General features: G+C 70.5%; 20 protein-coding genes. 13 read left to right on the top strand and 7 right to left on the bottom strand.

Features of this window, described 5'->3' with window-relative positions:
- The first annotated feature begins 2 nt into the window (after positions 1-2).
- The 4 genes from WG209_RS10345 (at position 3) to WG209_RS10330 (ending at position 4426) form a co-directional block, all read left to right on the top strand.
- Positions 3-758, top strand: a complete 756-nt coding sequence (locus WG209_RS10345; protein WP_337174958.1) for a hypothetical protein — start codon at positions 3-5, stop codon at positions 756-758.
- 95 nt (positions 759-853) lie between these two features.
- The gene (locus WG209_RS10340) at positions 854-1744 is read left to right on the top strand and encodes a phosphoribosylaminoimidazolesuccinocarboxamide synthase (RefSeq protein ID WP_337174957.1); all 891 of its coding nucleotides are present in this window, start codon (positions 854-856) and stop codon (positions 1742-1744) included.
- A 35-nt stretch (positions 1745-1779) separates the two neighbouring features.
- A complete protein-coding gene (aroC, locus tag WG209_RS10335) occupies positions 1780-2940 on the top strand; it encodes a chorismate synthase (RefSeq protein ID WP_337174956.1) in 1161 nt (386 codons plus the stop codon).
- Between the two features lie 160 nt (positions 2941-3100).
- The gene (locus WG209_RS10330; RefSeq protein WP_337174955.1) at positions 3101-4426 is read left to right on the top strand and encodes a hypothetical protein; all 1326 of its coding nucleotides are present in this window, start codon (positions 3101-3103) and stop codon (positions 4424-4426) included.
- A gap of 48 nt (positions 4427-4474) precedes the next feature.
- Here WG209_RS10330 and recA read toward each other — a convergent pair whose 3' ends face one another.
- A complete protein-coding gene (gene recA / locus WG209_RS10325) occupies positions 4475-5563 on the bottom strand; it encodes a recombinase RecA (RefSeq protein ID WP_337174954.1) in 1089 nt (362 codons plus the stop codon).
- A 72-nt stretch (positions 5564-5635) separates the two neighbouring features.
- A complete protein-coding gene (gene thpR, locus WG209_RS10320; RefSeq protein ID WP_337174953.1) occupies positions 5636-6253 on the bottom strand; it encodes an RNA 2',3'-cyclic phosphodiesterase in 618 nt (205 codons plus the stop codon).
- Positions 6254-6643: 390 nt separating this feature from the next.
- Here thpR and WG209_RS10315 point away from each other — a divergent pair, with 390 nt between their 5' ends.
- Entirely contained in the window at positions 6644-8077 is a 1434-nt protein-coding gene (locus WG209_RS10315; protein WP_337174952.1) for a hypothetical protein, read from the top strand.
- Between the two features lie 98 nt (positions 8078-8175).
- On the opposite strand, the gene WG209_RS10310 is transcribed toward WG209_RS10315, so the two are convergent.
- Positions 8176-8931: a TerC family protein gene (locus tag WG209_RS10310; RefSeq protein WP_337174951.1), complete on the bottom strand. Its 756-nt coding sequence runs from the start codon at positions 8929-8931 to the stop codon at positions 8176-8178.
- 156 nt (positions 8932-9087) lie between these two features.
- The gene (locus WG209_RS10305; protein WP_337174950.1) at positions 9088-9957 is read right to left on the bottom strand and encodes a GGDEF domain-containing protein; all 870 of its coding nucleotides are present in this window, start codon (positions 9955-9957) and stop codon (positions 9088-9090) included.
- Between the two features lie 338 nt (positions 9958-10295).
- Between WG209_RS10305 and WG209_RS10300 the strand changes: the two genes are divergently transcribed.
- Complete coding sequence (locus WG209_RS10300; protein WP_337174949.1) at positions 10296-10910, top strand: hypothetical protein; 615 nt, start codon at positions 10296-10298, stop codon at positions 10908-10910.
- A 124-nt stretch (positions 10911-11034) separates the two neighbouring features.
- Here the strand turns inward: WG209_RS10300 and WG209_RS10295 are convergent, their stop codons facing one another.
- The gene (locus WG209_RS10295) at positions 11035-11640 is read right to left on the bottom strand and encodes a CAP domain-containing protein (RefSeq protein ID WP_337174948.1); all 606 of its coding nucleotides are present in this window, start codon (positions 11638-11640) and stop codon (positions 11035-11037) included.
- Positions 11641-12460: 820 nt separating this feature from the next.
- Between WG209_RS10295 and hisF the strand changes: the two genes are divergently transcribed.
- The 4 genes from hisF to WG209_RS10275 all read left to right on the top strand — a co-directional run bounded on the left by hisF (position 12461) and on the right by WG209_RS10275 (position 17279).
- Positions 12461-13249, top strand: coding sequence for an imidazole glycerol phosphate synthase subunit HisF (hisF, locus tag WG209_RS10290; protein ID WP_337174947.1), 789 nt, complete (start codon positions 12461-12463; stop codon positions 13247-13249).
- 77 nt (positions 13250-13326) lie between these two features.
- On the top strand, positions 13327-14478 hold the full coding sequence (locus WG209_RS10285; RefSeq protein WP_337174946.1) for a PilT/PilU family type 4a pilus ATPase: 1152 nt from the start codon (positions 13327-13329) through the stop codon (positions 14476-14478).
- A 193-nt stretch (positions 14479-14671) separates the two neighbouring features.
- Positions 14672-16459: a GspE/PulE family protein gene (locus tag WG209_RS10280; RefSeq protein WP_337174945.1), complete on the top strand. Its 1788-nt coding sequence runs from the start codon at positions 14672-14674 to the stop codon at positions 16457-16459.
- A 64-nt stretch (positions 16460-16523) separates the two neighbouring features.
- Complete coding sequence (locus tag WG209_RS10275; protein ID WP_337174944.1) at positions 16524-17279, top strand: hypothetical protein; 756 nt, start codon at positions 16524-16526, stop codon at positions 17277-17279.
- Between the two features lie 11 nt (positions 17280-17290).
- On the opposite strand, the gene WG209_RS10270 is transcribed toward WG209_RS10275, so the two are convergent.
- A complete protein-coding gene (locus tag WG209_RS10270; RefSeq protein ID WP_337174943.1) occupies positions 17291-17866 on the bottom strand; it encodes a hypothetical protein in 576 nt (191 codons plus the stop codon).
- A gap of 181 nt (positions 17867-18047) precedes the next feature.
- Here WG209_RS10270 and WG209_RS10265 point away from each other — a divergent pair, with 181 nt between their 5' ends.
- Positions 18048-19571, top strand: coding sequence for a DUF1570 domain-containing protein (locus WG209_RS10265; protein WP_337174942.1), 1524 nt, complete (start codon positions 18048-18050; stop codon positions 19569-19571).
- Positions 19572-19623: 52 nt separating this feature from the next.
- Here the strand turns inward: WG209_RS10265 and rpsR are convergent, their stop codons facing one another.
- Positions 19624-19866 (bottom strand): 30S ribosomal protein S18, encoded by a 243-nt coding sequence (gene rpsR, locus WG209_RS10260; RefSeq protein ID WP_337174941.1) that lies wholly within the window; start codon positions 19864-19866, stop codon positions 19624-19626.
- A 364-nt stretch (positions 19867-20230) separates the two neighbouring features.
- On the opposite strand from rpsR, the gene WG209_RS10255 reads away from it, so the two are divergent.
- Together WG209_RS10255 and WG209_RS10250 are read left to right on the top strand one after the other, a co-directional pair.
- Positions 20231-21178, top strand: coding sequence for a hypothetical protein (locus tag WG209_RS10255; RefSeq protein ID WP_337174940.1), 948 nt, complete (start codon positions 20231-20233; stop codon positions 21176-21178).
- 809 nt (positions 21179-21987) lie between these two features.
- Positions 21988-23586, top strand: a complete 1599-nt coding sequence (locus WG209_RS10250) for a 2-isopropylmalate synthase (RefSeq protein WP_337174939.1) — start codon at positions 21988-21990, stop codon at positions 23584-23586.
- Positions 23587-23749 lie beyond the last annotated feature (163 nt).

Genomic DNA, 23749 nt, shown 5'->3' with positions numbered 1-23749 from the left:
CGATGTACCTCCTCCTCAGTGGCGAAGGGGCCACCGACCTGGGAACCGGCCTGCGAGCCGGCGAGCTCTCGGAGGGCGATCAGTTCCTCCCCGGCCCGCTGGCACTGATGATTGCCTCGATCGTCGAGCACCACTTCGGCTTTCGGCTCACCGAGTACGTCAATTGCTGGGGGCTCGCGCCGAAGTCGATCTTGGTGAAAGGCCAGTGGCGAACCCCTCGCTTCGCCGGCAAGAAGCACGAACAGGAGACGACCGCGTTCTATCAGAATGCTCGCGCTCTGGCGAGGATCGCGAAGACGAAACAAGGAATGGATCCTGGCGGGATAGAGGTCGTCGTCATCCTGTTCCGCGACTCCGACGGGACATGCTCCGCCGAACGTGGCGATTGGGAATCCAAGCGGAAATCGATGCTCGACGGGTTTGCCGCCGAAGGCCTGGCGACCGGCGTGCCCATGATCCCGAGGCCCAAGTCGGAGGCATGGCTCCTGTGCGCGCTTCATCATCACGCCCACGGGTGCGGCGGACTTGAAGAGAGATCTGGCAACGATGGCTCCCCCAACGCCCTGAAGGATGAGTTGGCGCAGCGGCTCTCAACAATTGGTCGGTCGCCTTCGCGCGACGACCTCCTCGCGTTGGTGGAGGCGGGCGCGATCGACTGGCGAAAAATCGACATGCCCAGCTTCCGGGCCTTCCTGGACCGCTTCATTGAGGTCATCGGCGCGAATCGCCCGCCTCTGGGCGCGCCGGGCAATCGGTGAGCAATAGGCGCCCCCCGGCCGATCTTGTTTCCGCGAGCGGCATCGATTACATTCATCGGGTTGCGTTGATGAACGGATGTCGGGCGGAGGCGGACGTGGCAATCTCGGCGACGGGGCTCGATGGGCTCCCCAGGAAGCAAGGCAAGGTCCGCGACGTGTACGACCTGGGAGACCGGCTGCTGCTGGTCGCCTCGGATCGCATCAGCGCGTTCGACTGGGTCCTCCCCACGCCCATCCCGGACAAGGGCCGCGTCCTGTCCAGCCTCAGCGAATACTGGTTCGGCCTCCTCGGCGTCCCGAACCACCTGATCTCCACGAACGTGGACGACTTCCCCGTCGCGCTCGACGACGCGGCCAGGACAAGCCTCCGCGGGCGGGCGATGCTCGTCCGCAAGGCGCGGGTCGCCCCGTTCGAGTGCGTCGTCCGGGGGTATCTGTCCGGGTCGGGCTGGAAGGAGTACCGGCAATCGGGCTCCGTCTGCGGCGTCTCCCTCCCGGCCGGGCTGGTCGAGAGCGATCGCCTCCCCGAGCCCATCTTCACCCCCGCCACCAAGGCCGAGACCGGCCACGACGAGAACGTCTCGTTCGACGTGATGGCGGACGCCCTGGGCGCGGAGGTCGCCGGGACGCTCCGCGACGTCAGCCTGGAGGTCTACTCCAGGGGCGCCGAGCTGGCCCTCTCCAGGGGGCTCATCCTGGCCGACACCAAGTTCGAATGGGGCTTCGAAGATCGCACCGGCGAGCTGTTGCTGATCGACGAGGTGCTGACGCCGGACAGCTCGCGGTACTGGGACGTCGAGACCTACAGGCCCGGCGGCGCGCAGCCCTCGTTCGACAAGCAGTACGTCCGCGACTGGCTCGAGACGACCGGCTGGGACAAGGCCAGCGAGCCCCCCGAGCTGCCGGCGGACGTCGTGGCCGGCACCCGCTCGCGGTACATCGACGCCTACGAGCGCCTGACCGGCCGCCCGTTCCCCTGGCGCTGAACCTCAAGCCGACGAACGACCGAAAGACCCCGACCATGCTCCGCATGCTGACCGCCGGTGAATCGCACGGAACGGCCCTGACCGCGATCGTGGAGGGCTTCCCCGCCGGGGTGCCGCTCGACAAGGCGTTCATCGACCGCGAGTTGGAGCGGCGGCAGGGGGGGTACGGCCGGGGGAAGCGCCAGAAGTTGGAGACCGACCGCGTCTTCATCGATTCCGGGACGTTCCGCGGCGTGAGCACCGGCGCGCCGATCACGCTGCGGCTCATCAATAACGACGCGAAGCTGGAACGCCTGGCCGAGCCGACCGCCCCGCGTGGCGGCCACGTCGACCTGGCGGGATCGATCAGCTATCAGACCGGGATCCGCCAGGTGCTCGAACGCGCCAGCGCCCGAGAGACGGCCGTGCGCGTCGCGGCCGGCGCGATGGCGAGGCTGGTGCTCCGCGAGGTCGGCATCCACGTCTTCGGCTACGTCGCGGAGCTGGGGGGCATCGTCGCCCCGCCGCTGTCGCGCGACATCGCCACGCGCGACGCCAGCCCGGTCTACACGCTCAACCCGGAGGCCGACGCCGCCATCGTCGCGGCGATCGACGCGGCCCGGGAGGCCGGCGACACCCTCGGCGGCGTCATCGAGACGATCGTCACCGGCTGCCCGATCGGCCTGGGGAGCCACGTGCAGCCCGACCGCCGCCTCGACGCCCGCCTCGCGTGCGCCGTGATGGGCATCCAGGCGATCAAGGGGGTGGAGATCGGCCTGGGCTTCGAGGCCGGGCGCAGACTTGGGTCGAACGTCATGGACCCGATCCGATACGACCCCGACCACGACGCCGACGACCGCCGCTACGGCTTCCGACGCCCGACCAACAACGCGGGGGGGATCGAGGGGGGCACGTCCAACGGCGAGCCCATCGTGATCCGCGCGGCGAAGAAGCCCATCAGCACGCTGGCGAGCCGCGGGCCCTCGGTCAACATGGCGACCAAGTCCCAATCGCCCGCGACCTACGAGCGGTCGGACGTCTGCGCCGTGCCGGCGGCGAGCGTGATCGTCGAGAACGTCGTCGGCTTCGAGATCGCCGCGGCGCTCCTGGAGCGTTACGACGGCTCCAGCCTGGATTCGCTCAAGGCGACGATGGCCGCGGTGCACGCGCTGAACCGCGAGAAGCTCGCGACCTGGGCCGATCGCCCCCATCCGTAAATCCGGCACGGTCCGGATTGGCGTCGCGTCCGGAGGCTGGATTCCCGCCGCCGGGTCGTTCGATAGAGGGAACATACCGCGTCGGCCGGCGTCCCCCGAAGGAATCGGGGAGACCGCCGGGGTTCCCCGGCGCGTCCGTTCCGAGACGAGGGAGGCAGGGATGATCCCCCTTTCGCGACCGGCCCGACAGGGGCTGGCGACGGCGGCGATGGTCGCCCTGACGATGATCCCGACGGCGTACACGGCCCTGCACGCCTGGCGCATCAACCGGCCGGGGCACGTCCGCGACGTCGAGATCACGCTCGGCCGCGCGCTGGGGTTGCAGGTGACGCTGGAAAGCGTCGTCTATCCACGCCCCGGCGAGGCCCTCTACCGCGGGATCGTCCTCCGGCAGGAGGAGCCCCGCGGGAAGGAGCTGGCCGAGATCGCGCGGGCGAAGTCGCTGCGCCTGGTCCCCTCCGGCCGCGACCTGGTCGTCCACGCCGAGGAGTTGTCCCTGCGCGGCGACGGCCCGGCCGAGGCCATGGCGCGGCTCGGCGGCTTCCTCCAGCGCTCGGGCGAGGTGCCTTACGATCGCGTCGACCTGACCAGCTCGTCTTGCCGCGTCGAATTGGGCCCCGGCCTCGCGTTCCAGGCCGGCGACCTCGTGGCGTCGCTGTCGTCGGACGCCGCCGGGCCCACGGTCAAGGCGGCGTACCGCCTGATCGACTCCGCCGCGCGGACGCGCTGCGAGATGACCCTGGCGCGCGACCGCCGCGTCGATCCGGTCGTCACGACGCTCGTCATGAAGACCATGGAAGGGCAGCCGCTCCCCGGCCGCGTCCTCGACGTCTTCCTGGACGCCTCGGACTGGATCGGCCCGAAGGCCCGCGTCGACGGCAAGCTGACGCTGCGTCAGGCCGGGAACGGCCCCTGGGAGGGGGAGTTCGCGGGCGACTTGCACGACGTCGACCTGGCGTCGGTCGTCTCCTCTCGGTTCCCGAGCCACCGGCTGGCCGGCTCGGCGCGGGTGGCGGTGGAGTCGGCCCGATGGGGCGACAGGCCGGGGCAGGGGCCCGGGTGGATCGAGGCGAGAGGGAGGCTCACCGCCGGCCCGGGGAGCGTCGGCGTCGACCTGCTGTCGGCGCTGGCCAGCGAGATGAAGTTCCGGCCGTCTTCGCGCCACGGTCGGATCGACCCGCGCAAGGCCGAGGTCGAGTTCGGCGGGCTGGGGCTGGCGTTCGACATGCGGCCCGACGGCGAGATCCACCTGTCCGGTGGCCTGGGTGCCGAGCATCCCCCGGAGGCCGTCCTGTCCGCCGGCGTCCACGCGATCCTGCGGGCGCCCGAAGGCGCCTCCAGCGTCCACGGGCTCATCAAGGCCCTCGTCCCGGCCGACTCCAAGCCGGGCGTCCTGGTCCCGCTGACCTCCGAGTCGCGCGTCCTGCTCTGCCTCCCCGTCGCCCCCGGCGCGGCGAGGCCGTCGCGCGCGATGGGGGCGAACTGACCCCGCCACCGCGCGGACGGCCGTGAATCGCCCCTTCTCACGCCGGCGTCACAAGTCCAACGGCGGCTCGTCCTCGTCCTCGTCGACGGGGGGGCCGTTGGCGGCGGCGGCCAGGTGGCCGGCGCGGCTGGCCATGACTTTGGCGGCGATCTCCTCGGCGACGGCGGGATTGTCGCGCAGGTAGTCCTTCGCCTTCTCGCGCCCCTGGCCCAGCCGGAGGTCGCCGTAGTTGAACCACGAGCCCGACTTCTCGACGAGCTTGTCGGCCAGGGCCATGTCGAGGACGTCCCCCTCGCGCGAGACGCCGTGGGTGTACATCATGTCGAACTCGCAGGTGCGGAACGGCGGCGCGACCTTGTTCTTGACCACCTTCACCTTCACCCGCGACCCGACGATCTCCTCGCCGTCCTTCACCGGCCCGATCCGCCGGACGTCGATGCGGCACGAGCTATAGAACTTCAGCGCCCGGCCTCCCGGCGTGGTCTCCGGGCTGCCGAACATCACGCCGATCTTCTCGCGGATCTGGTTGATGAAGATCAGGACGCACTTCGACCGCGAGACGCCGCCGGTCAGCTTCCGCAGCGCCTGGCTCATCAGCCGGGCCTGGAGGCCGACGTGGCTGTCGCCGATCTCCCCCTCGATCTCCGCCTTGGGCACCAGCGCGGCGACCGAGTCGATCACCACGATGTCGACCGCGTTGGACATCACCAGCATCTCGGCGATCTGCAACGCCTCCTCGGCGCTCCCCGGCTGGCTCACCAGCAGGGCCTCGATGTCCACCCCCAGCCGCTTGCACCAGGAGGGGTCCAGCGCGTGCTCGGCGTCGATGAACGCCGCCACGCCGGTCTTCTGGGCGTTGGCGATCGTCTGGAGGGCGATCGTCGTCTTGCCGCTGGACTCCGGCCCGAACAGCTCCACGATCCGGCCCCGCGGCAGGCCCTTGCCCCCCAGCGCCAGGTCCAGCGACAGGGCGCCGGTCGAGATCCCCTCGACCTCCAGGTGACTCCCCTCGCCGAGCTTCATGATCGAGCCGGCGCCGAACGCCTTCTCGATCTGGCTGATGGCCGTGTTCAGCGCCTTCGCCTCGGCGGTCGCCGGCGCCGCCTTCGCCTCGGTTGCACCCTGTCGCTTCGCCACGACCTCGGCTCCTTCATGCTCGGCAATGTTCTGTACACGCGGACACTACTGTATCATGACGGCCCCCGCGGGTCAAGCCTGGGAGCGGGCTTTCGCGGAGGCCAGGGGGGCCCGGGCGAGCGCGGCGTAGGTGGGGCCTTCGGGGGTCAGGGTGGAGGAGTAGACGACGACCTCGCCGACGAACATCGTGCCCGGGGACCATTCGCGGTGGTCGGCGACGATTGCGGAGAGATCCGGCGCGGGGGAGGGGGCCTTGCCGCGGCCGACGCCGGCCTTCAGGCGGCCGAGCGTCACGTGGGGGGTGAATCGCGTGTCCTCCGGGGGACGGCCGATCCGGCGGAGGTTGGCGACGACCTCGCGGTGCAGCGCGGCGAGCGCTTCGACGCCCGGCCCGCCGAAGCCCGCCCAGGCGACGCGGGGCCGTTCGGGCTTCGGGAAGGCGCCCAGGCCGACGACCTGCACCTCGAACCGCTTGCAGGCGCGCGCGGCCTGACGGGCGGACTCGCAGACCTCGTTCAGCTCGGCGAACGGGACGTCGCCGAGGAAGGCGAGGGTCAGGTGGAACGGGGTCGAGTCCACCCATCGGAAGGCGGGCACCGACGGGGCGAGCTTGTGTTGCAGCTTCGTGAGCCGTTCGGCCACGTTCGGGGGGACGTCGATCGCCAGGAAGGTCCGGGTCGTCTGGGCCATCGCGCGGCGTCCTTTCGATGTCGTATCCCGTCGGTCTCGCGTCCCGACATCGTACCCGGTCCCGCCCGCGCGGGGGAGGCCGCCGAGATGCATCGGAATCGGTCGATCCGAGGCCGACGCGCGGCAAGCCTTCGCGGCTGGGCCGGATGTCCGCATTCCGCGCATCGGCGCCTCGACGCGACGGCGTGGGGGGCTTCGAAAACGTCAATCGACCCCGCGGGAGGGCCGATCAACGGTAAGGGGACCGGGGGGCGTCGCGAGGCGTCCCGCCGGCCCCGCGACGAACGATCGGGACGAGGAAACCTTGCCGGCTCGACGGCCCGCGACGCCTGGGGAAACCCTGGCGACCGAGGGTCCCGCGTCGGCGTCGTCATGCAGGATGGTCCGGCCTTGAACGAGACTTCGACCCAGCGCCACGCCTGGCCACGGTCACGAGCCGACCGGGTCGCCGACGGCCGCCACGCCCCCCCCCTCGTCCTTGAGCAGGCCGGATCCGTCCGGCCGGGCGCGGGGAAGGCGTGGGGCCTGATCGGCCTGGTGATCCTGACGGCGGTGACGAGCCTGGTGGTGGCCACGATCTCGGCCTGGCTGGTCCCGGTCTACATGGCGGCCATGGTCCTGATCTTCGCCGCGCCCCGGTCGCCCCGGCCGGCCGACGAGGCGACGACGCCCAGGGAAGCCCCCCCCGCGCCCCCCGAGGACGCCGCGCCGCCCCGCGCGGACGGCGTCGAGGGGGGGATTGTCGGGGAGGCTCCCGAGGTCGTCGTCGATCCTCCCGCGCCGCCCGAGGCCGTCGAGCCCACGCCCGCCAAGCCCCGCAAGCGCAGGGCGAAGGCGAAGCGAGGCAAGGCGGCGCAGGCGGCCGAGGCTCTCGCGTCGGAGCCGACCTGGATCCGCGTCGGGCCGGGCAAGTTCGTCCGCGCCGACGTCCAGGCCGCGCCCGCCGACACCGACGCCGACGCGCCGGCGCCTTCGACCTCCGATCCCGAGGCCGGAGCCCCGACCGAAGCCCAGACCACGACCCTGACCGCGGCCGATCTCCGGATCGAGTCCGACGCGACCCCCGCCGCCGACGTCGAGCCCGACGCCGCGGCCGAGGCCGCCGAGTCGACGACGCACGAGGACGCGACGCCCGCGTCGCCCCATGAAGCGGAGCCGAGCGAGGTCATCTCGCCGGCCTCCTTCATCAGCGACGAAGCGGAGCCCATGGAATCCGACGAGGGGTACGGCATCGCGCCCTCTGCACTCGCCGGAGCCTTCGACGAGGGGTACGGCATCGCGCCCTCTGCACTCGTCGAGACGTGGGCCCCCGAGGCCCTCCCCGATGCCGTCGCCGACGAGGCGCCCCGGCCCGACGCCGAGCCGACCGAAGCGGAGTGGATCGCCGAGGACGAAGACCGGAGCGAGGCCCAGATCGAGGTGGTGGACGAGGCCGAAGTCGAGTCCCCGGTGGACGAGATCGAAGCCGAGGCGCCGGCCGACGAGCCGGAGGATGATCCCGAGGCCCGGCCCGCGCCGGCCGCCCCCGCCGCGACGGCGGCTTCGCCCACCCCTCGGCGTCTCCCGCCGGGGAGGACGACGCCCCCCGCCAAGGGAGCCGGCCGGACGCACGGCCCGAGCGTCGGGCTAGCCCGCCTCGTCTCGCGCTCGCTGGGGGGGCGTCTGGCCCCCCCTCGTCCCCCCCGTCGTCGCGGCGCCGACGCCCGACCGGCTCGCTCGGGCCGGATCGACGTCGTCCGCGTGAGAGTCGCCCAGCGTGGGCGTCGCCGCTCGGATCCGACCGGCGGACGCCACCATCCTCGATCGCCACCAGGACGGGCCTGACCCGCGGGCCGACCCCCGGGAAACGCGAACGAGAAACGCCCCGCGCCGATGTTGACGCGGGGCGTTTCTCGTTTCGAAGGTCGGCCGGTCCGGCCGGATCAGCGATCGATCTGCTCGGCGGTCGGCTCGTCGGAGACCGGAGTCACCACCGGCTCGGCCGTCTTCCGCTTGCCGGGGGCCCACCAGTTCACGGTGAGGCACAGCACGATCAGGAAGCCGCGAAGGGCCCAGCTCCCCCACTCGGGGAAGTCGGGCCAAGCCGGGTTGCGCGTCCTCTGGATGTAGTGGAACAGTTCCTGCAGGTCATGCGCCATCATCTCGCCGGCCGCGGCCGCCAGGAGCGCCACGGCGGCGTAGGCGATCCAGCGATAGCGGTGCATCAGCTCGGTGACCACCGCGCTGAGGAACAGCAGGATGATGATCGAGACGATCAGCCCGAAGACGATCTGTTCCCAGGTGTCCGCCGCGCTGGCGATGGCCAGGACGTTGTCCAGGCTCATGATGAAGTCGGCCATCGCGATCCGCTGGATGGCCTTGAACAGCGTGGCCGGGGCGGCGTCCGGGTCGACGGACGACTGGACCTCCTCCTGCATGAGCTTGCAGGCGATCCAGACCAGCAGGATCGCCCCGACGAACCGCAGCCCGGGCACGCCCAGCATCTCGTAGACGATCAGCGTGAACGCGATCCGCATGGCGATCGCCATGCCGCAGCCCCAGATCAGGGCTTGCTTGCGCTGCTTGGCCGGCAGGCGGTGGGCGGCCAGGCCGATGATCGCGGCGTTGTCTCCCGAGAGGACTAGATCATAGAGGATGATCTTGCCGAGCGCGATCAAGGATGCGGGGTCGAGAGTCATGCGATGTCCGGAGGTTAAGGCGAGCGGCGGGGATGCGGGGGCGCCAGGTCCCGCGGCGAGAGGGTTCAATATATCTCCCCCGGCGGCCGCTGGGAATCCGGACGGTCGCCGGAAAATCGAACCAGCCCGCCGCTACGCCCCGCCGTCGCGGCGGGGTCACGACCGGAACGCGGCCGTCTCCGGGCGTCGTCGCGCCTCCGACAGGGCGGCGTCGGCCGCGTCGAGCAGGCCGCCGATGGTCTCGGCGCTGGCCGGCAGCTCGGCGGCGCCGACCGAGAGGCTGAGGTCCAGCGGGAGCCCGGACAGGGCGGGGTCGACCGCGACGGCTCGCGCGAGTTTCCGGCCGACCTGGGCGGCGGCGGCCAGCTCGGCGCGAGGGAGGATCGCCATCAGCCGGTCGTCGTCCAGCCGGCCGACGAGGTCGCTGGAACGGAGCAGGCTCGCGACCCGGAGCCCGACCCTCGACACCAGCCGGTCGGCCTCCTCGGGGCCCAGCAGCATGCGGACGCCCCGGAGCTGATCGATCGCCAGGAAGAGGACCGACAACGGCTCGCCATGCCGCCGCGCCTGGCCGATCGCGAAGGGGAGCACCGCGCTCAGCAGGGTCGCGTCGTGGAGCGCCGGCCCTTCGGCCGCCGGCGAGGGGGGGGGAGACGTCGCGCGCTCCAGGCGGTCGAACGCCAAGGCGGCGATCGCCGCGATGGCCTCCAGCCGGCGGACGGCCGCGGCCTCGGCCGAACGCCCGGGCTCGATCCGGCCCCACGAGCGCCCCCCCGCGGCCATGATGGGGATGGCGGGACGCCCCGGGGTGGGCTCGTCCCCTCGCGAGAGCCGGGCCGACGCGCCCCCGGCCCACAGGACGGCCGCGACCAGCGCCTCGTGGACTTCCTCCGCGTCGGTCGCCCTCGCGACGGCCGCGGCGAAATCATGCACCGCCGCCTCTCCCGTCTCCTCCGCGAGATCGCGCATGACGATCCCGACCCCCACGCCGACTTCCTCCCCGCGCTCCACGGCGGTCGCGGACATCGGCGCGTCCCTCCTCCATTCTCGCTCCGCGTACATGGCGAACCTCATCTGGTGACGTCTCGACGGTGGGCCCGGTATGCTCCTCCCCCAACCGTAGTTCACGATCAACCGTCGCGACGGGAAGATCCGGCCTTGCCCGAATCGCGAAGTTCGGCCAGGATGCGCCGTCCATCGTCCCGGCCGCGCTCGCGCACCGGGGCCGGCCCGCCCCTTTCATGTCCATCGCGGGGACGGGACGCCGATAGATAAGGGACGCAAGGACGCCGCCGGGGCGCGAGCCCGCCGAGCGATCCCGCGCACGCGCGGGGCCGGGCGGGCCAGGCAGGATGAGGCCCAGAATGATGCGCAAGTCGCGGAACGTCGCGAAGGGGACGTGGGTGCTCGGGGCGCTGGCCCTGGCGCTCGCGCCGGCGGGGTGCCACTCCAACTGGATCCCGACGACCCGGGTGACGCGGATCCTCGCGCCCGAACCCGTCGCCGAGAACCCGCTCCGCGTCCCCGTGGACGACTTCGAGATGGTCTGGAACCGGACCGTCGCCGAGGTCGGGGGCTACTTCAACGTCGCCGAGGAGAACCGGCTCGCCCGGAAGATCGTCACCGATCCAAAGATCAGCGCCACGCTCCTGGAGCCCTGGCTGGCCGACACCCAGACCCTCGGCGACCGCGTCGAGGCGACGCTCCAGACGGTCCGGCGGTTCGCCGTCGTCAGGATCGACCCCGCCCCCGGCGGCGGCTTCCTGGTGAAGGTGGAGGTCCACAAGGAGCTGGAGGACATGGTCAAGCCCGACCGCCAGGCGATGGGCCGGGCCGTGTTCAACAACGACTTCCCCGTCAATCGCGCCCGAGAGACCGTCGGCCCCGTGCCCGTGGCCAACGGCTGGATCCCCAGGGGCCGCGACGCCGTCCTCGAACAGGCGATCCTCTCCGGGATCCGCGACGCCTTCTTCCTGTAAGGAAGGCGACCGGACGGGCCGACGCCGATCGGCCGGCGAATCCCCCGGCGCGGACGTTCCCCGCGTCGGGGCATCCCCCGCGATCGGCGCGTCGGTTATCGGTCGATCGGACGCGGACGTCGCGTCAGTTGGCGTTGAAGGTCCACCAGGCGCCGGCGCCGGCGATCCCGATCAGGGTGATCGTGGGATCCAGCAGCGCGGCCCGGTGGGCCGGCGAGGCCATCCACATCGCCTCGATGCCGGGGAAGCCCCCCATCGCCGAGTTCTGGCGACGGGCCGGCCCCATCACGTGATGACCCAGGCCACGCGCGGCCTGCTGGTCGTTGTTCATGGCGGCCCAGCTGGCCAGGTTGGGATCGTAGCCGACCGCGCCCAGGCCGTAGGACGCGCGGATGCCGTTCAGCCAGGCGGTGAACCCGTACGGGTCGCCGTAGCCGGCGGCCGGGGCCTGCGCCGGAGCGGCCTCGGCGACCGGGGCGGCCTCCGCGGCCTGCACGCCCGCGTACCCGCTCTGGTAGACATACTGGGGGGCGGCGGGCTGCTGAACGTACTGGGTGGGTTCGGCGGCCTGGTAGATATAGGTAGGAGCGGCGTAAACGGTCGTCGAGCCGTCCGTGGCCGGATAGTAGTACTGTTCCTGGGCTTCGACCCGCCACGAGGCGGCGGTCAGGGCGATGAGGGAGAGGACCAGGCGGGCGAGGATGCGGGACTCAAGGGTGGATAACGACAACGGTCAAACTCCATTGAACCGCGCGGGCGACGCAACGACGCGTTGCGCCCGTAATCGACGGGACGTGGCCCGAATCCGGGATGGGCCCTCTCACGGCTCCCGTGGTCCCTCGCGGCGATATGCCAAAATGGGATTCTCATCCTCAAAACGCAAAGGCTTTCCCGGATCATTAATGCGAATTAATGTTTAACACAAGTGCCACGCGGCCCCCCTCGGGGCATGCCGAAACCGTCGGCGCGCCGGGGTGTCCCTCGGCGGCGAGGGCCGGCGAGGCGTCGCCGTAACCCCATTTCCTAAATATGCATAGAGAGTTCGGCCGAGGCCCGCCGCGCCTCCGGGAGTCGAACATGGCCCGCCGCGCCGCCGCCACATTATATAGCTGAAATCCTGTCATCCACATACTCTAACGTCTCGAATCGACTCCGATATCGCGACGCAAACGGGAGACGCCGGAGCCGCCAAGGGCGGCCCGTTGGCGGCCATCCGAGGCCGAAAGCGATCGGACAATCCGCGCGTCCACCCCAAACCCACCGCGGATCGACGCGGGGCCCCGCCGAAGGCCGCCGCGTCGCGTCCCGGTCGACGAATTGGGGATGATTGTCGGACTTTCATCCCCTTTCGGTCGGCCCCCGGCGGCGAGCGTCCGCGGGGCGAGGGGGCCGATCCGTGATCTTTCGGGGACCCTCTAGGCCGGGCCCGGCGGGTGTTATAGAATACTGCGGCCGCCTTCCCGGGGGCGGGACGCAACCGCACATGTCGAAGCCGGTTCGGGCGCGTGGGCCGGGTCGCCTCGCCGGCCGGCCGCCGCGATGGGGTCGCCATGCTGGCCAAGCGGATCATCCCCTGCCTCGACGTCAACGAGGGGCGCGTGGTCAAGGGGACCAAATTCCTGCACCTGCGAGACGCCGGGGATCCCGTCGAGGTGGCCCGGCGATACGACGACGAGGGGGCCGACGAGCTGGTCTTCCTCGACATCACGGCCAGCCACGAGGGGCGCGAGATCCTCTGGGACGTGGTCCGCCGGACCTCCGAGGTCTGCTTCATGCCCCTGACCGTCGGCGGCGGGGTGCGCTCGATCGAGGACGTGCGGGCGCTGCTGAAGGCCGGGGCCGACAAGGTCTCGATCAACTCGGCCGCCGTGCGCGACCCGGAGCTGATCCGCAGGGCGGCGCGGAGGTTCGGCAGCCAGTGCGTCGTGGTCAACATCGACCCGAAGCGCGTCGACCGCGACGGCCGCGAGGCGTGGGAGGTGCACATCAACGGCGGCCGGATCCCCACCGGCCTGGAGGCCGTCGCCTGGGCCCGCGAGGTCGAGCGCCTCGGCGCCGGCGAGATCGTCCTGACCAGCATGGACGCCGACGGCACCAAGGACGGCTACGACCTGGAGATGACCCGCGCCGTGGCCGAGGCCGTGACGATCCCCGTCGTCGCCTCCGGCGGCGCGGGCTCGCCCGAGCACCTGCGTGCCGCCCTGGCCGACGCCGGGGCCAGCGCCGCGCTGGCGGCGAGCATCTTCCACTACAGGGAGCACTCGATCCGCGAGGTCAAGGACTACCTGGCCGCCCGCGGCGTCCCCGTCCGCCGCCCCGAGGCCGCGCGAGCCTCCTGAAGCAAGCGAACCGATCCGACCCGGCCCGGACCGGCCCCGTCTCGTATCGACCCCACCCCGTCCCGCGAGGAGAGCCCATGTCCACCGCCGTCCAAGCCCGAACCGATGCGCCGGCCAACGAGCCGGAGGCGAACAAGCTGTTTCGCATGTGCATCAAGTATCAGGGGTCGGACCTCCACCTCAAGGTCGGCCTGGCGCCGTCGATGCGGCTGGCCGGCGTCCTGCGCCAGATGCAGCTGGCGCCGCTCACCGAGGCCGACATGGAGCGGCTGATGTTCCCGCTCCTCAACCCCCGCCAGCGCGGGATCCTCGACGAGGAAGGGGGGGTCGACTTCGCCCATATCATCGTGGACGGCGACGTGGAGACGCGGTTCCGCGTCAACCTGTTCAAGGCGCGCGGCCGGCTCAGCCTGGTGGCCCGGCGCGTGAGCAACAAGATCCCGACGTTCGAGCAGCTCCACCTGCCGCCGGTCCTGGCCGACATCACGCAGTACGACCAGGGGATCATCATCTTCGCCGGCGTGACCGGCTCCGGGAAATCGACCTCGATCGCCTCGATGCTCCAGTACGTCAACGAGCGCGAGCGGATGCACATCGTGACGGTCGAGGACCCGATCGAATACACCTACAAGGACGACAAGTCGATCATCAACCAGCGCGAGGTCGGCATCGACGTGCTGGACTGGGACATCGCGCTGAAGCACGCGGTGCGGCAGGACCCGGACATCATCCTGGTGGGCGAGCTGCGGGACCGGGAGACGTTCAACGCGGCCATGCACGCCGCCGAGACCGGGCACCTCGTCTTCGGGACGATCCACGCCGGCACGGCCCCGTCGACCATCGGCCGCCTTCTCGACCTGTTCCCGCGCGACATGCACTCGTCGCTGCGGCAGTCGCTGGCCTTCAACCTGAAGGCGATCGTCGCGCAGAAGCTGCTGCCGACGACCAAGGAGTGGGCCGACAAGGGGGTGACCCGCGTCCCGACCAACGAGATCATGCGGATGAACCCGACGGTCAAGAAGCTGATCCTCAACGAGGAGGACACGAAGCTGGGCGACGCCATCCGGATCGGGATGGGCGAGGGGATGATGGACTTCACCGAGAGCCTGCGCCAGCTCGTCGTCGCCGAGAAGATCGAGCGCGCCGTCGCGTTCGAGGTGGCGCCGCAGCCCGAGTCTTTGAAAATGGCGCTCAAGGGGATTACCATCAACCAGCCTGGTATCCTATAACGGTTCCCACGCGCCGAGGCCGCCCCGGCGGAGCCCGCCCGCGGCCCCGGCCCGACGTCCCCGGCGCGAGGTTCGTCGCCGATCGGGGGCCCGGGATCGTCGCGCGGCCGCGCCGCCGACGCCCCCGCCGCGCCCCCGATGGACGCCCCGCGCCCGATCGCCCGCCGGGCCTCGCAGCCAAGAAAGGTCTTCAATGATCCGCCCGTCCCTGGCCCTCGCGACGTCGACCTTTCTGATCGGGACGCTCGGCGTCGCCGCGGGGGCCGACGCGTCCGACCCGCTGGGCTTCGCGCCGCTGCTCGCCCAGGCCGTCGACGCCGGCGCCTCCGCCGCGCCGGCCTCCGAACGCGGGCCGGGGTTCTACCTGAACCTCTACAAGTTCATCCCGGTCGTCCTGATCTACCTGCTTTGGGTGCGCACCACCGGCTGGGTGGAGGACGACGGGCGGGAGCTGAACAACCCCAAGGCCGAAACCTGGAACTCGGTCGTCTTCTTCTCGGGCGTCCTCGGCCTGGTGATGGTCTTCTCGATCCCGATCTACCCCGTCGGGATGACGCTCCTGCTGCTGGGCTATTTCGTCCCGATCCTCACCTACGTCTTCATCCGCAACCAGACCGTCGCGGACGACCAGAAGGTCCTGACCCCCTACCACCTCGGGGAGGTGACCAACGACCTGCTGGCCAGGCTGGGGATGCGGCCCATCTTCAACAAGAACACCGGGTCCATCGACCGCGCCGGGCCGCCGATCACCTTCGTCGGCAAGTCGTCCGGGTCGGGCGCCAAGGAGGACCCCGACCGGGTCCGCCGCGCCGAGGAGTCGCCCAACTTCATGGCCGCGAAGGAGCTGGTGTATGACGCCGTCCTCCGCCGCTCGACCGACATCCACCTGGAGCCGACCACCGACCAGCTCTCGGTCCGCTACCGCATCGACGGCATCCTGCACTCGGCCGAGCCGTTCGACCGGTCGACCGGCGACGCGGTGATCAACATCTTCAAGACGCTCTCGGCGATGGACATCTCCGAGAAGCGCAAGCCGCAGGACGGCTCGTTCGCCGCCAAGCTCTCGGGCCGCGACCTGGACTTCCGCGTCGCCACCTCGGGGTCGAAGGCGGGCGAGAAGCTCGTCATGCGAATCCTGGACAACTCGGCCGGCATCACCAAGCTGGAAGACCTGGGGATGCGGCCGAAGCTGGTGGAGCAGACGCGCAGCCTGGTCACCCAGCCGCACGGCATGTTCCTGGTCTGCGGGCCGACCGGCTCCGGCAAGTCGACCACGCTCTACGCGGCCCTCCGCGAGATCGACCGCTACCAGCGGAACATCATCACGGTCGAGGACCCGATCGAGTACCACCTCGACAACGTCACCCAGATGGAGGTGAACACCAAGTCGGGGCAGACCTTCGCCACCAGCCTGCGGTCGATCCTCCGGCAGGACCCCGACGTCATCATGATCGGCGAGGTCCGCGACCAGGAGACGGCCAACATCGCCTGCCAGGCGGCCAACACCGGCCACATGGTCTTCTCCACGGTCCACTCCAACGACGCGGTCACGGCGCTGTTCCGGCTGCTCGACCTGGGGGTCGAGCCGTTCATGATCGCCTCGGCCCTCTCCGCGGTGCTGGGGCAGCGGCTCGTCCGCCTCCTCTGCGACGCCTGCAAGGAGCCGTACAAGCCGAAGCCCGAGTTCCTCAAGAAGGCCAACCTCCCGGCCGACAAGGTCGACGTCTTCTACCGCCGGCCCGAGAACCCCGAGCAGGTCTGCCCCCAGTGCGGCGGCACCGGCTACTTCGGCCGCGCCGGGATCTTCGAGCTGCTGGTCATCACCGAGCCGATCCGCGAGATGCTCCGCGAGAACCCCTCGCTGACCAAGATCAAGGCCGAGGCCCGCCGCGGCGGCATGATCTACCTCCAGGAGGACGGCCTCCGCCAGGTGATCCAGGGCCGCACCTCCATCGAGGAGCTGCTCCGCGTCGTCAAGTGACCCGGCCCCGCGAACCCGACGGACCCGCGCCCGCCGCCGACCTCAGCCCCACGGGAACCTCCTCATGCCTCCGGCCCTGCTCGACACGCTCCTGGTCGCCCTGATGCTCTTCATGACCTACGTCCTGACGAGCGAGGGGGCCTGGGGCACCGCGCTGATGTTCTTCAACGTCCTGTTCGGCGGCCTGATCGCGTTCAACTTCTTCGAGCCCCTGGCCGACCTCATCGACTCGACCGGGATCGGCTGGGGCTTCTCGGATATGTTGGCGATGATGCTCATCTTCTGCGCGTCGGTCTTCGTGCTGAGGCTGGCGACCGAATCGCTCGCGCCGGTGATGGTGAAGTTTCCCAACCCGGTCTACCAGGTCACCCGGCTGGCCTTCGCGTTCGCCACCACGGTCGTCACGTTCTCGATCATCCTGCTGGCGTTCCACGCCGCGCCGGTGCACAAGAAGATCTTCGGCTACATCGACTACAACACGAAGCCGCCGTTCGGCTTCGGGATCGACCACGGCTGGCTCGGCTTCTTCCAGTACACCACCGGCGACATCTTCGCGCGGTACGGCCACGGGGGCCGCGACCCCTACGGCACCTACGGGAAGACCGGCAACCAGTACATGCGGGTCCAGCTCTTCGACCCGCGTGGCCGCTGGCTGCTCGACAAGCAGGAGGCCCGCCCCTTCGGCGAGGGGCCCATCATGGAGGACGCCGGCGGCGCGGAGGCCCCGACCGGCGACGCCGCGCCGGCCGAAGGTCAGGCCGGCTCGCGGCCGATCGGCGGCGCGGTCGCCCCGACGGCCGGGCTCGGCCAGCCCAACTGACGCCCGGGCGATCAGCGGGTTGCGGGGAGGCCGGGGAGGCCGCTGGCGGCCGTGGTCGTGGGCTCGTCCGGCTCGACGCTCCGCACCTGGAGCAGGTCGAGCCGGATCTGGTTACGCACGCCGAACACCTGCTGGACGCGGTAGACGGCCGCCTTCCCGGACATCGTCTCGATCACGAACAGGGGCGCCCAGCCGGTCCCCATCGTGCCGAGCTGCCCGGTCGTCATCAGGAACCGGGGCTTCGGCCCGTTGTCGACGTCGAGCTGGAAGTCGGCGACGAGGTCGCGCTCGCAGAAGGCGTCCAGATGGCGGGTGGACCCGGCGGCCGTGGCGCGGAAGCTGGGGATCGTCGCGCGGAGCCTCCCCGCCTTGTAGTCCAGGTAGTAGAGGGCTTCCTCCGGGATCTGGACCTTCGTCCCCTCGTCGTATCGGACGGCGACGGGGCCGGTCGCGAGGATCGACTCGCCCGACCGATCGCCCCCCCCGGCGTGCATCGGCCGCGGGGCCCCGCCGGCGAGCCAGGCGCCCAGCCCCACGCCGACCGCCAACCCGAGCGCGGCCCCCATCCCCGGACGCTTCGCGATCATCTTCCGCCCTCCCTGGATAGGTTCGTCCCGACGCCGCGGACCACCCGCCGCGCCGGCATTGTGCGGGGACGCGCCCGGGGCGTCCAGCCCAACCCGGCGTCGTCTTCCCCCGCGCGGCATAATGGGCGAGGGGCCGTCCGCGCTTCGGCCCCGCGTCCCTTCCCCCCGGAGCCCCGCCGTCATGACCTCGACGCTACTCGTCGCCCTGGCCCTGACGATCCAGGTCCCGCCCCCGACCACCGGCGACGACGTCGGCCGAGCCCTGGCGGATGAATCCCGGTCGCTGATCGCCGCGGAGGCCGAGGCGCTCAAGGCCCTGGCCGATCGACTGACCGAGGAACACGAGGGCGATGGGGCCGAGGAGGTCCGCAAGCTCCTTCCCAGGCCGGTTGACGGCCCAGGCACGCGCGTCGCCCCGCTGCCGGATGTCGTCGCGCCGCGGCCCAAGCCCCCGGCCGCCGAGGACTCCTGGCGGGACGCGATCGCCGCGATCCGCGAGCCCGTCGGCGAATCGTTCTTCGAGCTGGCGCGGAAGGCGGCCGACGCGCGGCCGCCCCACATGGGACGCGCGGCCGTGGCGCTACGCGAGGCCCTCGACCGCCTCCCCGACCACGCCGAAACGCGGCGGCTGCTGGGCTACGTCCCGCACGAAGGGGGTTGGGCCAGGCCCTTCGCCGTGGGCCAGCTCAAGGCGGGGAACGTCGCCCATCCCACTTACGGCTGGGTGCCGGAAGACTGGGTCGCGCGGCTGGAGTTGGGCGAGCTGCCGGCCCCCTACGTCCGCGGGAAGCCGACCACCTGGCTTCCGGCGGCCGAGGCCGACGGGCTCCGATCCACCTGGCGCAACCCCTGGCGGATCAACACCGAGCACTTCGAGATCCGGGCCGACGTGCCGCTCGCGGAGGCCATCTCGTTCGGGCGTCGGCTCGAGGCGTTCCATGACCTGTTCTTCACCGTCATGGCCGACGCCATCGGCGACGACCTGCCGCTCGCGCGTCGGTTCAAGTCCCCCACGCTCCAGCCCGACGCCAACTACCGGCCGCATCAGGTGATCTACTACGCCGACCGCGACGAGTACCGCGAACGCCTGCGTCCCATCGCGGGCGAGAGCGTCGGCTCCGACAGCCTCGGATATTACGACCCGCGCGGGCCCGGCAAGGGGAACCGTCGCCCGGCCTACTTCTTCCGGGACGTCGACGGCCAGCTCCCCGTCGAGGCGACCCTCCATCACGAGGTCTCGCACCAACTCCTCTTCGAGTCGGCCGGCCCCAACGCGTACCTGAGCAACGCCGGCGACTACTGGGTCTTCGAGGGGCTCGGGACCTACTTCGAGACCGTCACTCCGCTGGACGACGGAGCGTTGGAGGTCGGCGGGCTCGTGGGCGCGCGGCTGGTCGAGGCGGCGAGGTCGCTCGGCGCGCGAAAGTTCCTGCCGTTGGAGGACTTCCTGCGACAGAACCAGGCGGCGTTCAACCGCGAGGCGCGGATCCACGTCAACTATCAGCAGGCGATGGCCCTGGCCGTCTTCCTGATGCAGGGCGAGGAGGGCGCGCTCCGCGAGCCGTTCCTGGACTACGTCCGGGACGCGTACCGCGGGCGGATCAAGCGAGGGGCGGGGCGATCCCTGGAGGACCGCCTCGGCATCCCGATCGACGAGATCGAACGGCGATTCAAGGCGTTCTACGCCCCGTACATCGGGGGTTGAACGGTGAGGGCGGGCCGGCGTCGCCGTCGCCCGCCGCCGTTCGAGGCCGGGCTCACTCGCCGACGTAGGGCAGCAGGGCCATGAACCGCGCCCGCTTGACGGCGGCGCTGGAGGCCCGCTGGAACGCGGCGCAGCTCCCGCTCCGCTTGCGGGAGAACATCTTGCTCTGGTTGGTGCAGAGCTTCTTCAGCAGGCCGATGTCCTTGTAGTCGACATAGGCCGGGCGGGGGCAACCCTCTTTGGTGCAAAAACGGCAGCGGTTCTTGCGGTTGCGTCCGAACTTCTTCCTCGGCATAAACTTTCCGTCCTCAGCCGCTTACGAAAAAAGGAGGTTGCCCGGGCGGCGGCGCGAGGGCCCCGCGGGGCGTGGCGAGCCCACGTTACGGCAAGCGTTCGAGTTTAAGGCGCCCCGTCGACGGCGTCAAGCGGGCCGCGGCGACGACGCGGCGGCGGGTCGCCACGCGTCGGGCTCGTCCGCCCCGGAGCGTCGCCACGGCTGCTTGCCGAGATGGACGAAACTTCGTAAATATCGCCAAAAGCTGGCGCGGCCAGGCTGTACCCCCTGGCGCGCCATTGCAATCGCCATCTCCGTTGTTATCATCACCATCCGCTTTCGATCCCAACCTCCCAAGTGCCGTACCAGAGACGACGACAGCCCCATGGCAAATAAGCTTGGAATTAGAAACATCTTTTTTGTCTATTTCTGCGCCTCGTTAACCGCCTCGCACGCCCGCGCCGGCCTTGATGTCAACGTTACATTCCAGGATCCCGGCGGGACCAACGCCGCCTACCACGATCGCATCCGGGACGCGATGCGCGACGCGGCCGCCGCCTGGGGCCGATACATCGAGACCGAGCCGGTGACCCTCCAGATCCAGTTGAACTTCACCAGCGAGTCGACCGCCAGCGCCGGCAACCTCTCCCATAGGTTCGATTCGGTGATCGGCGGGGTCGCGACCTACGAGGTCGGCGCGATCATCAAGCTGACGACGGGCGAGGACATTAATTTCGGCGCGTACGACGCCGTGTTCAACATCGGGTTGAACTGGCTGACGAACATGATCTGGTGGAACCCCGCCCCCGGGTCCCCCAGCCCCCCGCCGGCGGGCAAGATCGATTCCCACTACGTCTTCATGCACGAGATCGGCCACATCCTGGGATTCGCCTCCTACCGCGAGAACTCGGGCCGCCTGCCGATCTTCAACGGCTCGCCCTACCAAACGACGTTCGACGCCCACACCTCGATGCTCGGCGGCAATCTCTACTTCACCGGCGACGCCGCGATGCACGCGCACGGCGGCCAGCCCGTGCCGCTGACCTTCGGGAACTTCTCGCACGTCGGGAACTCCAGCGCCTCGGGCCGTCCCGGCTCGGATCTGGTCAACGATGTGATGAACGGGGTCGTCTCGCGGTCGATCCGCTACGAGCTTTCGGCCTTGGACGTCGCGATCCTGGAGGACCTTGGCTACACGCTCTCGGCCGAGGGGCGCAACCTGGTTTACGGCCGTTCGGCGGTCCCGGACCCCGCCTCGATCATCGCCCTGGCGGTCGGACTCTCGGGCCTTGGCGCATGCCGCGCAGCCAGCCGTCGCCGCCGCGCCGCCTGACGCATCGCCAAGTCACTTAACCGGCCGCCGGCCGTCACGCGACGAGCCGCCCGCCGTTGGGTTCGTTCGTCATCGCGCGACCCCCTGACATTAACCGCAACTCCTGAATAGATGGCGACTTGCACGCGAAACGAGTTGGCTTCGTTCGTCATTTTCGAATGCGCGATTCGTCGCCGTTGCCGGTCGCCGGCATGGGAGCTGTCGGGGGAGTCACGGCCGCGCGTGACCAGATGTCCGCCGTCCGCATGGCTTCGCGAAGGCCAAGCCTCCGCGATGGCGGCGCATGCCGCGCGGCGGGCTTGTCTCGCTCGTCGTACCGATACCGGGATGTCAAGGAGCGGGATCCACGATCTCTCAATACAGTCCACGGCGAGAGAACAGGGATTTCAGGTTTCCGAAAATTTTTCCCGGGGGAAAGGCGAAGCCCGCCGGCGTCCCCCTTGACCGCGATGGCCATCGTCGCCTAGGATGCGCCTGGGCCGCCATGTCCGGCCGCCCCCGAACCGGAGCCGCTCGAATGTCCCCGTCGCTCGCCAGCCTCGACCTCCTCCTCCTGGGCCTTACGGGCCGTCAGGGTGGATCGTCCTAGGGCCGGCCAGCTTCGACCGGGAAGCGAACAACGGAACCCCGAGGACCACCCAGACGGTGGACTTCGGGGTTCTTTTTTTGGTCTACGCCCCCCCGAACCCGCCGCCCGGCCCCTCGGCCCCGCCGTCCGCCTTTGCGGGCGAGCCCCCGGGCGTCGTAAACTTGAAGGAAGCCATCGCGGCGGATCCCCGCCGCCCCCGAACCCGAGGAACGAGCCGACCATGAGCGCCGATCCGATGTCGAGCCCGGCCCAAGATCGCGACCGCGTGCGGATCTTCGACACCACCCTCCGCGACGGCGAGCAGTCGCCGGGCGCGAGCATGAACCTGGCGGAGAAGCTGGAGCTGGCGCGGGCGCTCGCCGGGCTCGGGGTCGACGTGATCGAGGCCGGGTTCCCGATCGCCTCGGTCGGCGACTTCGAGTCGGTCCGGGCCATCGCCGCGGAGGTCGCCGGCTCCACGGTCTGCGGCCTGGCCCGCTGCAACGACCGCGACATCGACCGCGCGTGGGAGGCCGTCCGCTTCGCCCAGAGGCCGCGGATCCACGTCTTCCTGGCGACCTCGCCGATCCATCGCGAGCACAAGCTGCGGATGAGCCGCGAGCAGGTGGTCGAGCGGGCCGTCGCCGGGGTGAGGCGGGCGGTCGCCGCCTGCCCGGACGTCGAGTTCAGCCCGGAGGACGCCGGCCGCACCGAGCCCGAGTTCCTGCGCGAGGTGATCCAGGCCGTCATCGAGGCGGGCGCGACCACGGTGAACATCCCGGACACCGTCGGCTACCTGCTGCCCCACCAGTACGGCGCGATGATCGCCGACCTGGCGGCGAATGTGCCGAACATCGGCCAGGCCGTCATCAGCACGCACTGCCACGACGACCTGGGGCTGGCCGTGGCGAACAGCCTGGCCGGCGTGCGGGCCGGCGCCCGGCAGGTGGAATGCACCATCAACGGCATCGGCGAGCGGGCCGGCAACGCGGCGCTGGAGGAGATCGTCATGGCGATCAAGACCCACCGCGGCGAGTTCGGCGTCGACACCGCCGTGAAGACCGAGCGGCTGTACCCCGTGAGCCGGATGCTCACCACCATCACCGGGCTGGCCGTGCAGCGGAACAAGGCGATCGTCGGCCGCAACGCCTTCGCCCACGAGTCGGGCATCCACCAGGACGGCATGCTCAAGAACCGATCGACTTACGAGATCATGCGTCCGGAGGACGTCGGCGTCCCGCAGACCGACCTGGTGCTGGGCAAGCACTCCGGCCGCCACGCCCTCCGCGACCGGGTGGCCGAGATGGGCTACACCCTGACCGACGAGCAGGTCGAGGCCGTCTTCAACGACTTCAAGGCGCTGGCCGACAAGAAGAAGGAAGTCTACGACGACGACCTGGCCGTGCTGATCGACCGGCAGCTGGGCGACGTCCCGGCCTCGTGGAAGCTGATCAGCCTGCACACCACGGCCGGCACCGACCTGCTCCCGACGGCCACCGTCGCCATCCAGCGCCCGGACGGCGAGATCGTGCGCGACGCGGCGATCGGCGACGGCCCGGTCGACGCCATCTTCAAGGCGGTCGAGCGCGTCACCGGCGTCCACGCCGACCTGCACGAGTTCGTCGTGAGGAGCGTGACTCAGGGGAAGGACGCCCAGGGCGAGGTGACGCTGGAGCTGGCCGTGGAGAGCGCCGACGCCAGCTTCCGCGGCCGCGCCGCCTCCACCGACATCATCGAGGCGTCGGCCCTGGCGTACCTCAACGCCGTCAACGCCATCACCGCCCGCCAGGCCCGCGGCCAGAACCGCGAGGTCATCGGCCGGCCGGGCGCCGGGGTGTGAGACCGACGAGGATGACGGTCTTCCCCCCTGGAGGGGGAAGACAGACTCCGTAGGAGTCAGATGAGGGGGAGCCCGCCCGCTGGGTTGCGGAACTCGTAGCAAGGCCCAGGCTGGCGCCCGGGAAGCCGGCCGCGAATTCCAGAGGCTACCTCGCTCGTCCCCC

Source organism: Paludisphaera sp., from assembly GCF_037189885.1.
Classification (GTDB): Bacteria; Planctomycetota; Planctomycetia; order Isosphaerales; family Isosphaeraceae; genus Paludisphaera.
Note: the sequence above shows the minus strand (reverse complement) of the source record. Positions and strands in the feature narration are given on the sequence as shown.

Bases quoted from the DNA above. Each gene is read 5' to 3' on its own strand.
- WG209_RS10345 (WP_337174958.1), top strand. From the start codon at position 3: ATGTACCTCCTCCTCAGTGGCGAAGGGGCCACCGACCTGGGAACCGGC.
- aroC (WP_337174956.1), top strand. From the start codon at position 1,780: ATGCTCCGCATGCTGACCGCCGGTGAATCGCACGGAACGGCCCTGACC.
- WG209_RS10330 (WP_337174955.1), top strand. From the start codon at position 3,101: ATGATCCCCCTTTCGCGACCGGCCCGACAGGGGCTGGCGACGGCGGCG.
- thpR (WP_337174953.1), bottom strand. From the start codon at position 6,253: ATGGCCCAGACGACCCGGACCTTCCTGGCGATCGACGTCCCCCCGAAC.
- WG209_RS10310 (WP_337174951.1), bottom strand. From the start codon at position 8,931: ATGACTCTCGACCCCGCATCCTTGATCGCGCTCGGCAAGATCATCCTC.
- WG209_RS10305 (WP_337174950.1), bottom strand. From the start codon at position 9,957: ATGTCCGCGACCGCCGTGGAGCGCGGGGAGGAAGTCGGCGTGGGGGTC.
- WG209_RS10300 (WP_337174949.1), top strand. From the start codon at position 10,296: ATGATGCGCAAGTCGCGGAACGTCGCGAAGGGGACGTGGGTGCTCGGG.
- hisF (WP_337174947.1), top strand. From the start codon at position 12,461: ATGCTGGCCAAGCGGATCATCCCCTGCCTCGACGTCAACGAGGGGCGC.
- WG209_RS10285 (WP_337174946.1), top strand. From the start codon at position 13,327: ATGTCCACCGCCGTCCAAGCCCGAACCGATGCGCCGGCCAACGAGCCG.
- WG209_RS10280 (WP_337174945.1), top strand. From the start codon at position 14,672: ATGATCCGCCCGTCCCTGGCCCTCGCGACGTCGACCTTTCTGATCGGG.
- WG209_RS10275 (WP_337174944.1), top strand. From the start codon at position 16,524: ATGCCTCCGGCCCTGCTCGACACGCTCCTGGTCGCCCTGATGCTCTTC.
- WG209_RS10270 (WP_337174943.1), bottom strand. From the start codon at position 17,866: ATGATCGCGAAGCGTCCGGGGATGGGGGCCGCGCTCGGGTTGGCGGTC.
- WG209_RS10265 (WP_337174942.1), top strand. From the start codon at position 18,048: ATGACCTCGACGCTACTCGTCGCCCTGGCCCTGACGATCCAGGTCCCG.
- rpsR (WP_337174941.1), bottom strand. From the start codon at position 19,866: ATGCCGAGGAAGAAGTTCGGACGCAACCGCAAGAACCGCTGCCGTTTT.
- WG209_RS10255 (WP_337174940.1), top strand. From the start codon at position 20,231: ATGGCAAATAAGCTTGGAATTAGAAACATCTTTTTTGTCTATTTCTGC.
- WG209_RS10250 (WP_337174939.1), top strand. From the start codon at position 21,988: ATGAGCGCCGATCCGATGTCGAGCCCGGCCCAAGATCGCGACCGCGTG.